This window comes from Streptomyces sp. AA4 (assembly GCF_000158875.1).
Classification (GTDB): Bacteria; Actinomycetota; Actinomycetes; order Mycobacteriales; family Pseudonocardiaceae; genus Amycolatopsis.
This window is the reverse complement of sequence record NZ_GG657746.1, coordinates 7,506,365-7,519,660: the sequence shown is the minus strand read 5'-3', so window position 1 is coordinate 7,519,660 and position 13,296 is coordinate 7,506,365. Positions and strand designations below refer to the sequence as shown.

Annotated in this window: 14 protein-coding genes; 8 read left to right on the top strand and 6 right to left on the bottom strand. The window is 69.2% G+C overall.

What is annotated here, in order from left to right:
- The first annotated feature begins 71 nt into the window (after positions 1 to 71).
- The gene (locus SSMG_RS34185; RefSeq protein ID WP_037715768.1) at positions 72 to 749 is read left to right on the top strand and encodes a GntR family transcriptional regulator; all 678 of its coding nucleotides are present in this window, start codon (positions 72 to 74) and stop codon (positions 747 to 749) included.
- A 263-nt stretch (positions 750 to 1,012) separates the two neighbouring features.
- On the opposite strand, the gene SSMG_RS34180 is transcribed toward SSMG_RS34185, so the two are convergent.
- Positions 1,013 to 2,230 (bottom strand): glycoside hydrolase family 16 protein, encoded by a 1,218-nt coding sequence (locus SSMG_RS34180; RefSeq protein WP_009083727.1) that lies wholly within the window; start codon positions 2,228 to 2,230, stop codon positions 1,013 to 1,015.
- Between the two features lie 265 nt (positions 2,231 to 2,495).
- Here SSMG_RS34180 and SSMG_RS34175 point away from each other — a divergent pair, with 265 nt between their 5' ends.
- Positions 2,496 to 3,224, top strand: coding sequence for a DUF2306 domain-containing protein (locus tag SSMG_RS34175; RefSeq protein WP_078560989.1), 729 nt, complete (start codon positions 2,496 to 2,498; stop codon positions 3,222 to 3,224).
- Between the two features lie 44 nt (positions 3,225 to 3,268).
- On the opposite strand, the gene SSMG_RS34170 is transcribed toward SSMG_RS34175, so the two are convergent.
- Together SSMG_RS34170 and SSMG_RS34165 are read right to left on the bottom strand one after the other, a co-directional pair.
- Entirely contained in the window at positions 3,269 to 4,414 is a 1,146-nt protein-coding gene (locus tag SSMG_RS34170) for an acyl-CoA dehydrogenase family protein (RefSeq protein WP_009083725.1), read from the bottom strand.
- Positions 4,411 to 6,762 carry a bifunctional salicylyl-CoA 5-hydroxylase/oxidoreductase gene (locus tag SSMG_RS34165; protein WP_037715766.1) on the bottom strand — a complete coding sequence of 784 codons (2,352 nt, stop codon included), beginning with the start codon at positions 6,760 to 6,762 and terminating at the stop codon, positions 4,411 to 4,413. Before SSMG_RS34165 ends, SSMG_RS34170 begins: the two co-directional genes overlap by 4 nt.
- 67 nt (positions 6,763 to 6,829) lie before the next feature.
- On the opposite strand from SSMG_RS34165, the gene SSMG_RS34160 reads away from it, so the two are divergent.
- Positions 6,830 to 7,222, top strand: a complete 393-nt coding sequence (locus SSMG_RS34160) for a RidA family protein (RefSeq protein ID WP_009083722.1) — start codon at positions 6,830 to 6,832, stop codon at positions 7,220 to 7,222.
- Here SSMG_RS34160 and SSMG_RS34155 read toward each other — a convergent pair.
- Entirely contained in the window at positions 7,212 to 8,060 is an 849-nt protein-coding gene (locus SSMG_RS34155) for a PaaX family transcriptional regulator C-terminal domain-containing protein (protein ID WP_009083718.1), read from the bottom strand. The two genes, SSMG_RS34160 and SSMG_RS34155, sit on opposite strands and share 11 nt — an antisense overlap.
- A gap of 105 nt (positions 8,061 to 8,165) precedes the next feature.
- On the opposite strand from SSMG_RS34155, the gene SSMG_RS34150 reads away from it, so the two are divergent.
- Positions 8,166 to 8,828, top strand: a complete 663-nt coding sequence (locus SSMG_RS34150) for a GNAT family N-acetyltransferase (RefSeq protein WP_199786065.1) — start codon at positions 8,166 to 8,168, stop codon at positions 8,826 to 8,828.
- Here the strand turns inward: SSMG_RS34150 and SSMG_RS34145 are convergent.
- Positions 8,814 to 9,272, bottom strand: coding sequence for a MarR family winged helix-turn-helix transcriptional regulator (locus tag SSMG_RS34145; RefSeq protein WP_009083717.1), 459 nt, complete (start codon positions 9,270 to 9,272; stop codon positions 8,814 to 8,816). The two genes, SSMG_RS34150 and SSMG_RS34145, sit on opposite strands and share 15 nt — an antisense overlap.
- A gap of 87 nt (positions 9,273 to 9,359) precedes the next feature.
- On the opposite strand from SSMG_RS34145, the gene SSMG_RS34140 reads away from it, so the two are divergent.
- Entirely contained in the window at positions 9,360 to 9,764 is a 405-nt protein-coding gene (locus SSMG_RS34140; RefSeq protein ID WP_009083716.1) for a nitroreductase family deazaflavin-dependent oxidoreductase, read from the top strand.
- Between the two features lies 1 nt (position 9,765).
- On the opposite strand, the gene SSMG_RS34135 is transcribed toward SSMG_RS34140, so the two are convergent.
- A complete protein-coding gene (locus tag SSMG_RS34135) occupies positions 9,766 to 10,908 on the bottom strand; it encodes an FAD-binding oxidoreductase (protein WP_009083715.1) in 1,143 nt (380 codons plus the stop codon).
- Between the two features lie 70 nt (positions 10,909 to 10,978).
- Here SSMG_RS34135 and SSMG_RS34130 point away from each other — a divergent pair, with 70 nt between their 5' ends.
- From SSMG_RS34130 to SSMG_RS34125, 3 genes are all read left to right on the top strand, one after another.
- Entirely contained in the window at positions 10,979 to 11,854 is an 876-nt protein-coding gene (locus tag SSMG_RS34130; RefSeq protein WP_009083714.1) for a LysR family transcriptional regulator, read from the top strand.
- A 203-nt stretch (positions 11,855 to 12,057) separates the two neighbouring features.
- Positions 12,058 to 12,135, top strand: a complete 78-nt coding sequence (locus SSMG_RS47835) for a tryptorubin family RiPP precursor (protein WP_350539724.1) — start codon at positions 12,058 to 12,060, stop codon at positions 12,133 to 12,135.
- Positions 12,136 to 12,212: 77 nt separating this feature from the next.
- Positions 12,213 to 13,256 carry a cytochrome P450 gene (locus SSMG_RS34125; RefSeq protein ID WP_037715761.1) on the top strand — a complete coding sequence of 348 codons (1,044 nt, stop codon included), beginning with the start codon at positions 12,213 to 12,215 and terminating at the stop codon, positions 13,254 to 13,256.
- Positions 13,257 to 13,296 lie beyond the last annotated feature (40 nt).

The window sequence follows — 13,296 nt, the reverse complement described above, 5'->3', positions numbered from 1 at the left end:
CACAAGTCCCTCATTTTATTGTTCACCGTCCGCTGGCTACGCTGGGCGACGTGGTCACAGACGGAGAGCCGATGGGCCTGGAAGCGGATCGCGGCCTGCTCGGCCGGACGAGCACCGCGGAACGAGTGGCGGGCGTGCTGCGCACGCGCGTTTCCGAGGGCTACTTCCTGCCTGGAGTACGGCTTTCGGAGCAGGACATCGGAAGCGCGCTCGGGGTCTCGCGCAACACGCTCCGTGAAGCCTTCCGGCTGCTGACGCACGAACGGCTGCTGGTCCACGAGCTGAATCGCGGCGTTTTCGTGCGGGTGCCGAGCGTCGAGGACGTGCGCGACATCTACCGCGTCCGCAAGCTCATCGAGTGCGCGGCGGTCCGCGACGTGACCGAGAAGCCGGCGGCGTACGACAAGATCGCCAGCATCGTCGCGGACGGCGATCGCGCGGCGAAGCAGGCGCAGTGGCAGGACCTGGGCACCGCGAACATCCGGTTCCACGCGGAGCTGGTGGCGCTCACCGGCAGCGAGCGCATCGTCGAGCTGATGCAGGCGCTTACCGCGGAACTGCGGCTGGTGTTCCACGTGATGGCCGACCCGCGCCGTTTCCATGAGCGGTATCTGCCGCGGAACCACGAAATCCTCGAAGTGCTCGCGGCTGGCGACGGGATCCGTACTGCGGAGATGCTCGCCGTGTACCTCGACGACGCCGAAGCGCAGCTGGTCGAGGCCTACGCGGAGTTGTCCGGCGCTCGTTGAGCGGTTCGGCCGAAACCGGCCGGTTTGCCCCGGGAAGGCAGCGCGGATGGCCGTTCGGCCCTTCCTGTCCCGCGCAAGGCCCGCGGCGCACGCGGGCTGGCTACCTTCGGCAGTGGGCCGCGTGAGCGTGCCGCCCCGGGCGTCGGGACCCCCAGCCGACGCGCGGAGGGCGGCCCACGCGGTTTTCCGCGGCGGGCCGTGGCCACCGGGGGGTGGTTACGGCCCGCCGTCTTACTTCAAGGCAACTTGTCCACAGTGGACGGCTACTGGTTCACCGACCATTTCTGGTTGACGTTCCCGGTGCACGTCCACAGCTGCAGTTTCGTCCCGTTGGCCGAACTGACCCCGGCCGCGTCGAGGCATTTGTTCGCGTGCGGGTTGACGATGTCGTGCGCCGCGGTCACGACCCACTGCTGCGCGTCGCTGTTGTTGCAGTCGTACATCTGGACCGGCGTGCCGTCAGCGGTGCCGGAGTACTTGACGTCCATGCACTTGCCGAGCGCGCGAATGGTCCCGTCATTGCCGATCGTCCAGTTCTGCGCGGCGTTGCCGTTGCAGTCAGTGATCTGCAGCTGGGTGAAATTCGCCGGATTGGCCCAGGGCACGTCGACGCATTTGCCGCCGATGCCGATGATCCGGCCGCTCGACCCGCCGGTGCTGCTCGTGGTCACGTGCACGTAGTCGACGACCAGTTGCTGCGGGAACTGCGTGCTGCCGTCCGGATCGCCGGGCCAGTCGCCGCCGACCGCGAGGTTCAGGATCAGGTAGAAGGGATGGTCGAAGACCCAGCGGTTGCCGTTCAGGTCGGCGGGGGTGCGGATCTGGTAAGCGTTGCCGTCGACCGACCAGACGATCTTGTTCGGCGACCAATCGACCGCGTAGGTGTGGAAATCGTCGGCGAAAACCGGGCCGTTGTACGGAGCGCCGATCCCGCCCGCGCCGGAGTAGCCGGGGCCGTGGATGGTGCCGTGCACGGTGTTCGGCTCGCGGCCGATGTTCTCCATGACGTCGATTTCGCCGTCGTTCGGCCAGTTTCCGCCGCCGAGCATCCAGAACGCGGGCCACATGCCCTGGCCGCGCGGGATTTTCATCCGGGTCTCGACGTGCCCGTAGGCCTGGCTGAATTTCCCGGCGGTGTTGAGCCGCGCGGACGTGTACTGGCAGGTGCCGTACCAGCAGGTGTGGCCGGAGTTTTCGCGTTTCGCGGTGATCACCAGGTGGCCTTGGCCGTCGAGGGCGCCATTGGCGGCACCTGCGGTGTACCACTGCCGTTCGTGGTTGTTGCCGTTGTTGTCGCCGGTTTCGTAGGTCCATTTCGACGCGTCGGCGGCGGCTCCGGCCGGACCGTTGAAATCGTCGGTAAAGCTGTCGGCGGCGGCCGCGAGGGGAGGAGCCAGCACGGCTGGCGCGGCTTGGAGGCCGAACGCCAGAAGCGCGGCGGCGGCGAATGCGGTGGGGAGGCGTCTGAGGAAATTGGGCATGCGTGGTCACCTCGGTTTCCGGGAGGAACCTGGGGGAGTGCTTTGTTGTGGCGGGCAACAAAGTAGGAGAAGTATGCCTGGTCTGGACCTCTGCGGCAATGGTCCGGCGGCGGCCGGCGGTCGTCACGCTCGGTTCAGTGGATCACCTGGCCGAGGGTAAGGCTGCCCCCACCGCACTGACGCCAGTCGGCACCATGGTTCGCGCGGGGTACCCGTCCTACGTTCGGAAGTGCCAGCCGAGAACGGACGACGGAGAGAGGCGAACATGACGGCGGGGACGGATCTTCGACCACAGCGGGCGGAGCCCGCGGCGGAGCGAACGGTACGGGTCGAGCCGAAGAAGCACTGGTGGCGGCGGCCCTGGATAGTGCCGCTGGGCCTGGTGATCGTCGCGTTCCTGGCGTATTCGCTGCCGCCGTACCTCGCGCTCGACCCGGCCCGGTCCCGGGTGCCTTCGACCTTCCCGGCGCACTACCTGATCCTGTCGGCGCACGTGGTGTTCGGCTCGATCGCGATGGTGACCGCGCTGCTGCAGGTCTGGCCGTGGATCCGGCGGAAGCATCCAGTGCTGCACCGCTACGCCGGCCGCGCGTACGTGTTCGCCGGGGTGCTGCCGTCCGGGGTGCTGGCGCTGACGGTCGGCGCGGCGACTCCGTACGGGCCGGTGACCCGCGCCAGCGACGTGCTGCTCGCGGTGCTGTGGCTCGGTGCGACGTGGGCGGGTTACCGCGCCGCTCGCGAACGCCGGTTCGGCGATCACCGGCGCTGGATGATCCGCAGCTTCGCGATGACGATGTCGATCATCCTGAACCGGCTCATCGGCCCGATCGCGGCGATTTTCCTCGAACCGCAGCTCGCCACCACGTTCGGCGGCAGCGAGATCGCGCTGGGGCAGTCGGTCGCGGCGCTCGGGGCGTGGGTGAGCTGGACGGTCGTGCTGATCGCCGCGCAGCTGTGGCTCGACCGGAAACCGAAACGGCGCGCGAGCGTTTAGCCGCGGCTGGATACCTCCTGCTGGTGTGTTCGCCAGCAGGAGGCTTATCCGCGCCGCTGAAGCGACCGCGCGATGATCGTCCGCTGGATCTCGGACGCGCCTTCGTAAATGCGCGGCGCCCGGACCTCGCGATACAGGTGTTCCAGCAAATGCCCGCGCCGCAATGCTCGTGCGCCGTGCAATTGCACCGCTTGATCCACGACGTACTGCGCGGTCTCGGTCGCGAACAACTTCGCCATTGCCGCGCGACCGGCCAAGTTCTGCTCGCCCGCGTCGTAAGCCGCGGCGGCGGCGTACACGAGCAGCCGGCCAGCTTCCGTCCGCGTCGCCATTTCGGCCAGCGTGTGTGCGACCGTCTGCTGCTTCACCAACGGACCGCCGAATGCTTCGCGCGAAGCCGTGTACTCCACGGTCGCATCGAGCGCGGCCTGCGCCATCCCGACCGCGAAGGCACCGACGCTCGGGCGGAACAGGTCCAAAGTGCGCATCGCTACGGCGAAACCGCGGTTCTCCTCGCCGAGCAATTCGTCGCGGTTCACCCGGACGCCGTCGAACACCACGGTGCCGATGGGGTGCGGGCTCACCAAATCCAGGTGCTCGCCGCTGAGCCCGGCACGGTCGCCGGGGACGACGAAGGCGCTGACGCCGCGTGAACCGGCATCGGGAGTCGTGCGGGCGAAGACCGTGTAGAAATCGGCTTCCGGGGCGTTCGAGATCCACATTTTCGTGCCGGTGAGCCGCCAGCCGTCACCGTCTGGTTCGGCGGCGAGTTGCAGGGCGGCGGCGTCGGATCCCGCATCGGGTTCGGTGAGGGCGAAGGCGGCGACGGCGTCACCGGCGGCGACGGCGGGGAGCCAGCGCCGGACCTGTTCGTCCAAACCGGACTGCAGCACCGGGTAACTGCCCAAGCCCTGCAACGCCAAGGCGGTTTCGGCTTCGGTGCTTTGGGTGGCGAGGGCTTCTCGCAGCAGACACAGGTCGGTCGCGGCGGCTTGCCGGGTCGGCTGTCCACTTTCGACTCCGGGGAACAGCCGAGCAAGCAAACCGTGGGAGCCCATGGCCTTGAGCAGTGGACGGTTGACCGCGCCTTCGGCACCGGCGGCGGCCAGTTCGACTAGCTGCTCGGCGGCGATTTTCCGGACAGAAGCGGCGTACGCGGTCTGTTCCGGAGTGAAAGCGAAAGCGTTCATCGGGCGTCCTCCGGTCGCCAGCGGGCATGGGCGGTCTGGTGGCCGCCGGTGCGGACCAGGTCGAGCCGGGGTTCCGGGCCGTCGGTGCGGCCGGTCTGCGGCGGGCGTTTGCCCGCTGCCCACTGTTTCGGCCACGGCACCGGATACTCCTGCGCCGCAGCCGCGTGCAAGGTCCATTGTGGATTGAACAGGTGGGTGCGGCCGAGCGCGCACAGGTCGGCGCGGCCCGCCAGGATGAGCGAGTTCACGTCGTCGTACGAGGAAATCGCGCCGACAGCGATCACCGCGGTGCCGTAGCGACGGCCGACCTCGTTGCGGATCCGGTCCGCGTACGGCGTCTGGTAGCTGCGGCCGAACTTCGGCTTCTCCTCGCTGACCACCTGGCCGGTCGACACGTCGATCGCGGCCGCGCCGTGTTCGGCGAACGCCTGCGCGATCGCCACGGCTTCGTCGGCGTCGTTGCCGCCCTCGAACCAGTCGGTGGCGGAGATCCGGACGGTCAACGGCCGGTCGGCCGGCCACACGGCGCGGACCGCGTCGAAGACCTCCAGCGGGAAGCGCAGCCGGTTTTCCGGGGAGCCGCCGTAGGAATCGGTGCGGTGGTTGGTCAACGGGGACAGGAACGACGACAGCAGATAGCCGTGTGCGCAGTGCAGTTCCAGCAGATCGAACCCGGCGCGCGCGGCGGCTTCCGCGGCCGACACGAACTGGTCCCGGATCTCGCCCAGTTCGGCGACGGTCAGTTCGCGCGGCGTCTGGTTGTTCGGCGAGTACGGCAGCGCGGACGGCGCGCACACCTCCCAGTTGCCCTCGGGCAGCGGGTCGTCAATGCCTTCCCACATCAGTTTCGTGGAGCCCTTGCGCCCGGAATGCCCCAGCTGCAACCCGATCTTCGCCGGGGTTTCGCGGTGCACGAAGTCGACGATCCGCTTCCACGCGGCCTCCTGCTCGGAGGTGTAAAGCCCGGGGCAGCCCGGCGTGATCCGGCCTTCGGCGGACACGCAGATCATCTCGGTCATCACCATTCCGGCCCCGCCGAGCGCCTTGCTTCCCAAGTGCACCAGGTGGAATTCGCCGGGGACGCCGTCGACCGCGGAGTACATGTCCATCGGCGACACGATGATCCGGTTCGGCAATTCCAGCGAACCGATCCGCACCGGCTGGAACATCGGCGGCGCAACAGATGTACCGAGCGAATCGGCGAACCACTGATCCAGCGAAGCGGCGAATTCCTTGTCCCGCAGCTTCAGGTTGTCGTAGGTGACGCGACGGCTGCGGGTCAGCAGGTTGAACGCGAACTGCTCCGGTTCCTGATGCGTGTACTGCGCGAGGTTCTCGAACCACTCCAGGCTCGCCTGCGCCGCACGCTGCGTCGAAGCGACTACCGGACGCCGCTCTTCTTCATACGCGGCAAGGGCTTCCGGGACGCTCGGCTGTTCGTGCAGGCACGCGGCGAGCGCGAGAGCGTCCTCCATGGCGAGCTTCGTGCCAGAGCCGATCGAGAAATGCGCGGTGTGGGCCGCGTCGCCGAGCAGCACGACGTTGTCGTGGACCCAATTTTCGCAGCGGACCGTGCCGAAGGTGGTCCACTTGGAATTGTTGGCCAGCAACTGGTGTCCGTCGAAAATGTCGCCGCACAGTTCGCGGATCAGTTCGATCGACTTCTCGTCGCTTTCCCCGGGACCGAGGCCGGTGGCGGCGATCGGGCCGAACGCCCGCTGCCAGACGTCCTCGTGCATCTCCAGGATGAACGTGCTGCCGTCGCGGCCGTACGGGTAGCCGTGGACCTGCATGACGCCGTGCGGGGTTTCGAGCACGTAGAACTTGAACGCGTCGAACACGAGGTCCGTGCCGAGCCAGAGGTAGCGGCACTGTCGGGTCTCGACAGACGGCCGGAACGAACCGGCGAACGCCGTGCGCACCGCGGAATTCACGCCGTCGGCCGCGACCACGAGGTCCGAGGACGCGGCCAGTTCGGCGGGATCCGGCGCGAGACTGCGGAATCGGACATCGATGCCCATTTCGCGACACCGCTGCTGCAGGATCGCGAGCAGCCGTTTGCGGCTCATCGCGGCGAATCCGTGCCCGCCCGAGGTCGACACCGTGCCGCGGTAGTGCACGTCGATGTCGTCCCATCGCGCGAACTCCCGGCGCATCGCCTCGTGCACCGCAGGGTCGGCGTGCTCGATGCCGCCGAGCGTCTCGTCGGAGAAGACGACGCCGAAGCCGAACGTGTCGTCCGGCGCGTTGCGCTCCCAGACCGTGATCTCGTGGTCCGGGCCGAGTTGTTTCGCGAGCACGGCGAAGTAGAGCCCCGCAGGCCCGCCGCCGACTACTGAAATCCGCACGTGACCCAGGGTATGTCGTCTGTCCTACGGTCGTCAAGAAGACGATAGATGGGTTACGCTCCCCGGCATGGAGCGGATCAATCCCCCCGAGCTGGGCAAGCCGTCGGGGTTCTCGCACGCGGTGGCGGCGCAGGGCAGGCTGGTGTTCCTCGCCGGGCAGACGGCGCTGGACGCGGACAACCGGATCGTCGGCGACGGCGTGGTGGAGCAGTTCGAGCGCGCGCTCGGCAACCTGCTCACCGCGTTGCGCGCGGCCGGCGGCGAACCCGCGGACCTGTGCAGCCTGACCGTCTACATCGTCGACATGGACGACTACCAGGCGCACGCGCGCGAGATCGGCCGCGTGTGGAAGCGGCTGGTGGGCACGGATTACCCGGCGATGGCCGGCATCGGCGTGAACCGGCTGTGGGACGTCGAAGCGCTGGTGGAAGTGCAGGGCTACGCGGTGGTCAACCGCTGAGCACCTGCCGCAGGTGCGTGCGCGCGGCTTCTTCGAGCCGGTCGTGCAGCGTGAAGAACACCTCGGCGGCGCGGATGCCGGACCAGCCCTCGGGCAGCAATTCCGCGGGCAGGCACGGGTCGAGGTACGGCATCCGCCGCCAGCCGGTGAGCACGCGGAGGTAATCGGCGAACGCTTCGTCGGTGGGCGTCGTGCGGCGGCGCTGCCACCGGCGCAGCGCGGGTTCGTGCTCTTCGAGGAACGCCGTGTACAGCTCGTCCAGCTGGTCCAGATCCCACCACTCGCGCACCTTCTCGCGCGGGTCGCCGAACGCCAGGTGCTCGGCGCGGAACACGTCTGCGTACTCGGCCAGCCCGAGGCGTTCCAGGGTGCCGACAGTGGCCTCGTACAGGTGCGCGGGGGCGATCCAGACGCCCGAGGACGCGGTGCCGAACCCGAGCCGCGACAACTGCGTCCGCAGCACGTGCCGCTTGTGCCGCTCGGCTTCCGGCACCGAAAACACCGCGAGCAGCCAACCGTCGGCCAGCTTCGCGCGGTCCCGGCGGAAGATCCGCTCGTCGCCTTCGCGCAGCAAATCCAAGGCGGTACCGGACAATTCGTACCCGGCGGCTCCGTCGCGGCGCACCGCTTCGAGGACCCCGCGCCGTTTGAGCCGGGAAATCGACGACCGCACGGCGGGCTCGTCGACCCCGACCGCGGCGAGCAGATCGATCAGCGAGGCGACCGAAAGCCATTCGCCGCCCGCCTGGTGGTGCACGCCGTAGACCGACACGATGAGGTGCCGGGGCTGGGCCGCGCGCCCGCTGTCGGCGTCGGCTGCTTCCGGTACGGCCGTCACCCGCTCACCATACAGTGCCGTTCGCCGCCGATCCGGCTGCAGCTTCGCCTGCTTCCGGTCGGACCGCGACCGGCGAGGGGTAGCATTTCCCGCGCGATGGCGTTTGTGAGCAATGCACCGTTGGTCAGCCGGCTGACCCGCCGCGGACGGCTGATGGCGAAACGGACCTGCGACCGCCGGGGTCACGCCTTCGCGTTCGGCCGGTTCCTTTTCCGCACCCCCACCGCGTGGGAGTACGCGGCGGCGGTCGCGGGCGGCAGCGATCCGGCCGCGCAGCGCTGGCTCGGCTGGCTTCCCGAGTCCGTGGTGGCCGAGCCGATGCGCGGCGAGGCGCTGCGCGTCGTCCCGGGCACCGGACCGGACTGGACCACGCCGGACCCGCATTCGGTGGACGTCGTCGCGATCGATCTCGTGGCGGGCCGCTGCGCTGGTCTCGTGAGCGTGCACGCGGGCGAGGACGGCGGCCCGGAAACCGGCGGCTATCTCGCGCCGGGGTATCGCGGGCAAGGCTTCGGCCGCGACTTGTTCGCCGCCGGTCTCATCCTGGCGCACGAGCATCTCGGGCTTTCGCGGGTGCGCGCCGGCGCGGAGGTCGGCAACGTCGCCAGCGGCCGTTCGCTCGAAGGGGCCGGACTGCGCCGGGTGCCGGGCCCGCCGCGGTACACGCTGCCGGACGGTCGGGCCTGTGAGGCCTCGTGGTACCAGCACGACGCGGCGTGGCCGCGGAAATGCGCGGGGCCGCAGGCGCAGTGGCTAATCGCCTCGTGAGCCGTATTGCTCGTACACCTTCAGCGTGTTGATCACCAGCGCGCGTTCGCTGGGGCTCAACGGCGTCAACGCTTCCTGCCACGCCTTCGCGCCGCGCGCGAGCCACGCGTCGACGGCCGGGCGCTTGTCCGCGTGGATGCTCACGATGGTGCGCCGCCGGTCGTCCGGGTCCTCGGCGCGTTCCAGCACGCCCTGCCGGGACAGGTCGCCGATCATCAAACTCGCTGTGGTGGGCGCGATTTCGAGCCGTCCGGCGAGTTCGTTGACCGTCATCGGGCCGTCGAACAGCAGATACGCCAGCAGGGACAAATGCCGCGGCGCGAGTGTGACGTCGTCGAGTTCCGGAGGCGGCGGCGTCCGCTTCGCGCGCCCTACAATGCGGGGCATCAGAAGCAGCAGTTCGCGGACCCCGTCCTCGACGGTCGGGCCGGATTCGGTGGCCATGCCGCGACAGTACCTGCGCGTGTGTTGACAGCCCGATTCGCGCGCTCCTAGGTTTGTTGTTACATCATCAATTCAGGGAGTTCTCCGATGTCGGACTGGAATCAGCAGATCATCGACGAGTTCCGCGCCAACGCGGGCAAGGTCGGCGGGATGTTCGAGGGCAAGAACATGGTGCTGCTCACGCACACCGGCGCGAAGAGCGGCAAGCAGCGGGTGAGCCCGCTGGTGTACACCACCGACGGCGACCGGATCGTGATCGTCGCGTCCAAGGGCGGCGCGGACACCAACCCGGACTGGTACCACAACCTCGTCGCGAACCCGTCCGTCACGGTCGAGATCGGCACCGACAAGTTCCCGGCGACGGCGAAGCTCGTGACCGACCGCGCCGAGCGCGACCGGCTGTACGCCAAGATGGTCGAGCACGCGGAGGGCTTCGCGGAGTACGAGAAGAAGACCGAGCGGCTGATCCCGGTCTTCGTTCTCGAACGCTGAATCAACCCAGCGGCTGCCCGTAGACAAAGCTCCGCAGCCGTCCAGTCGACATCGGATCCAGCGGAGCGAACAACTTGGCGTGGGCGGCCTGCACGGTCGCCGCGTCCGGTTCGATCATCGAAAGCGCGCGCACGGTGTAGCGCGAATCGGCGGTGAAATCCGGTGCGGACGAGTGTCGGTACGCGCCGCCGAGCAGGTCGATGATCAGCACGGTCGGAACCGGGGCGTCCGGGCCGGCGTGATCGAGCACCGTGCTCAGCACGTCGTCCCGGAGTTCCGGCAGCACGCGGTTGTCGCCGAGGTACGAGTGCGGGTTCGGCGGTTCCGCGGCGATCTTGCCGGAGTCGGTGAACGGCATCGTGGTCAGCGTTTCCTGCAGCGGGCCCAGCGGGCGCAGCGGTGCGACGAGCTGGTCGCCGTCGCTGCCGAGGTAGGCCACGCGAACGTGGGCGATGTGCTTGCCCCGCAACGGTTCCGGAACCATCGGCAGATCCGGGTAGGGCACCATCGCGACCGAGGTGCCGACGGTGTCCGGCAGGTCGGCGGTCCAGTCGCGCCAGGTGCGCAGGACTTCGGGGATCTTGGCGGTGTCGAAGTACAGCCCGCCGCCGTACAACGTGGTCACCGGGACCAGTTCGAACTCCAGCGCGGTCACGATCCCGGCGTCGATCGGGCCGGTCGTGCGCGTGCCGTCGGGCCGGACGAGTTCGGCGGCGCGGACGCGGTCCGAGGCCAGGCCGAAGTGCCGGCCGAGGAGACCGAAACCGCCGCCGAGGGTGTAGCCGACCACGCCGACGCCCGGGGCCGAACCGCTCAACGGCGCGAGACCGTGTTCCGCGGCGGCGGCGAGCACGCTGCCCCAGGTGGTCCCGGCTTCGACACGCGCCACGGCGCGGTCCGGGTCGATGGTCACGCCGGTCATCCGGCGCGTCGAGATCAGCACGCCCTCGGCAGGCGCGCGCAGCCCGTGTCCGGTCGCCTGCACGGACACCGGCAGGTCGCGCTCGGCCGCGAGCCGGACCGCGGCGGCGATGTCGTCCGCGCTGGTGGCGGCGACGACGAGCTGCGGCGTGGAGGTGATGCCGGTCTGGAACCCGGCGATCTCTTCGCGGTAACCGGCTTGGTCAGGGGTGAACGTCTGCATGCCTTCAGCGTGCTAGCCGATTGATGATAAGTCCAAGAGATACTAGTTCCAACGGCTAGAATCATTGGTTATGGAACTGCACCAGCTCGAGTACTTCGTCGCGGTCGCCGAGGAAGCCAACTTCACGCGCGCGGCGGCCCGGATGCATGTCGCGCAGCCCGGGGTCAGCGCGCAGATCCGGCGGCTGGAACGCGAGCTGGGGCAGCCGTTGTTCGACCGGTCCGGGCGCACGGTGCGGCTCACCGGCGTCGGCGCGGCCGCCCTGCCGCACGCTCGGGCCGCGCTCGCGGCGGTGGCGGCGGTGCGCGAGACGGTCGCGGAGCACGAGGGGCTGGTGCGCGGCCAGGTGGCGATGGGGATGGTGACCTCCGCCGGCCCGGTGGCGCTGCCGGAGTTCCTGGCCGGGTTCGCGGAACGCTATCCGGGAGTGGAAATCACGCTCAGCGAAGCGAATTCCGACCTGATGGTCGAGGCGTTGCGCGAAGGACGGCTGGACGTCGCGGTGATCGGCCTGGCCGACGGCGAGCCCGCCGGGCTGACCACGCAGGTCGTGCTGGACGAGGAACTGGTCGCGGTCACCGCACTGCGCGACGAATTCGCTGACCGAGCTTCGCTCACCCTGGCTGAGCTGGCGGACCGGTCGTTGATCTGCCTGCCGAAGGGCACCGGCATGCGCGGTGTGCTGGACCGCGGGTTCGCCGCGGCCGGACTGCGCTCGCGCGTGACGATCGAGGCGAGCGACCCGAACGTGCTGGCCAAGCTCGCGATGCGCGGTCTCGGCGTGGCGCTGGTGCCGGAATCGCTGGCTCGCTACTACGCCGGGGAACTGCACACCCTGCGGCTGCGGCCGGAGTTGCGCGGGCAGCTGGCGCTGGCGTGGCGGTCGGACGGTCCGGCGGGGCCTGCGGCTCGGGCGCTCATCGAGTTCGCCCGGTCGGTGCTTTAGCGGGCGGCGAAGGATACCGACGCCGTCCCGGATTCGCCAAGGAATTCCGGCGGGAATTCCCGAACCGACGAGGTGCCGCTCCCGAACATATCCGCTTCGGTGGGCCGTTCAGGTTATCTTGCCGCGTATTCGCGGAAATTCGTCGTACTGTCGGCAGCGGCCGCGAGTGCGGTTGAAGTTCCGGAGAAGACGGAGGTATTTCCGTGAAGCTGGTTCGTCTCGTACGCAAGGCCCTTCCGAGCAAGAGCCTGAAGTCTTATGCCTGGTACGGCTGGATCTGACCGTCCCGTTAAACGGGACCGGCCGGTTCCGGAATTCCCCGGAGCCGGCCGGTTTTCCCGCTCAAGAGGAGGTGTGCGTGACCATTCCCGCTGAACGGAACAAAGTGCGGCAGTTGGTATTCGCGCCGCGTCTCCAAGAACTGTTCGACCGTTATCGGGGAAAATCCTTCTTTCGGCTGGAACCGGACACCGTCGGCGTCGCCGGGGCGGAGCTGATGGACGCGCTGCTGCGCAGCCGGCCCGCGAATGCCGAGGAACGGCCGACGTTCAAGCCGGTGCGCGGGCGGGTCGTGACGCGGCCGGAATCGTCGACGCTGATGCGGGCGGTCGGCGCGGACGTGCGCTCCGCGCTCAAGAAGCCGCTCGGCGACGCTGACCTCGCCGGAACCTGGCCCGCCGGGCCGCACAACTACCTGCGGGACCTGGTGTTCGGCCGCGAGCAGCGGCGGTTCCGGGTCCTCGTCGACCGGCGGCTGGAGCTGACGCCGAAGATCACCTGGGCGGCGGTCGCCGCCGGAGCCGCACTGTGGGGACGGCCCGCGCCGGAGGTCGCGCTGTCCACTTTGGCGCGAATGGTGCTGGAGGCGGACACCTACGAGCAGCGCCGTTTCGCGATGTACCTCTACCGGCGCGTGGCCGGGCCGGTCTGCTTCACCGTCGCCGCGCTGGTCACGAACGCCTTGTGGCTCGGCTCGCCGCTGGACGACGACGTGCCCGCGGAGTACGTGCTCAACGAGGCACTGCGCCTGCTGCCGCCGTCGTGGAACATCCTGCGCGTGCGGTCGCCGGAGTTCGCCGAGGTGGACGCCCGGATCGGCGCGGGCGACGACGTCCTGCTGCTGCCGCTGCTGAGCCATCGCGACCCTGAGTTGTGGGACGCGCCCGACGAGTTCCGGCCGAGCCGCTGGGCCGCGCTCGACCCGGACGCCCACCCGGGCTACCTCCCGTTCGGGCACGGCAACGAACGCTGCTGGGGCCGCCACCTGGTGCTGCCGCTGGCGGAACGCGTGCTCGACCTGGTCCGGCGCGACGGGCTGGTCATCGACCCGGCGCAGACCCGGGCCCGGGTGCACCTGGACGGGCTGCTGGAGGTGGCCGACGTCCGGGTCGTCCGTGCCTGAGCGCTCTTGACAAGGTGTCAACGGAGGCGTCCCCTGGACG

Excerpts from the sequence above, each read along its gene's own strand:
- SSMG_RS34185 (WP_037715768.1), top strand. The coding sequence starts at position 72 with ATGGGCCTGGAAGCGGATCGCGGCCTGCTCGGCCGGACGAGCACCGCG.
- SSMG_RS34170 (WP_009083725.1), bottom strand. The coding sequence starts at position 4,414 with ATGAACGCTTTCGCTTTCACTCCGGAACAGACCGCGTACGCCGCTTCT.
- SSMG_RS34175 (WP_078560989.1), top strand. The coding sequence starts at position 2,496 with ATGACGGCGGGGACGGATCTTCGACCACAGCGGGCGGAGCCCGCGGCG.
- SSMG_RS34145 (WP_009083717.1), bottom strand. The coding sequence starts at position 9,272 with ATGGCCACCGAATCCGGCCCGACCGTCGAGGACGGGGTCCGCGAACTG.
- SSMG_RS34160 (WP_009083722.1), top strand. The coding sequence starts at position 6,830 with ATGGAGCGGATCAATCCCCCCGAGCTGGGCAAGCCGTCGGGGTTCTCG.
- SSMG_RS34130 (WP_009083714.1), top strand. The coding sequence starts at position 10,979 with ATGGAACTGCACCAGCTCGAGTACTTCGTCGCGGTCGCCGAGGAAGCC.
- SSMG_RS34140 (WP_009083716.1), top strand. The coding sequence starts at position 9,360 with ATGTCGGACTGGAATCAGCAGATCATCGACGAGTTCCGCGCCAACGCG.
- SSMG_RS34180 (WP_009083727.1), bottom strand. The coding sequence starts at position 2,230 with ATGCCCAATTTCCTCAGACGCCTCCCCACCGCATTCGCCGCCGCCGCG.
- SSMG_RS34135 (WP_009083715.1), bottom strand. The coding sequence starts at position 10,908 with ATGCAGACGTTCACCCCTGACCAAGCCGGTTACCGCGAAGAGATCGCC.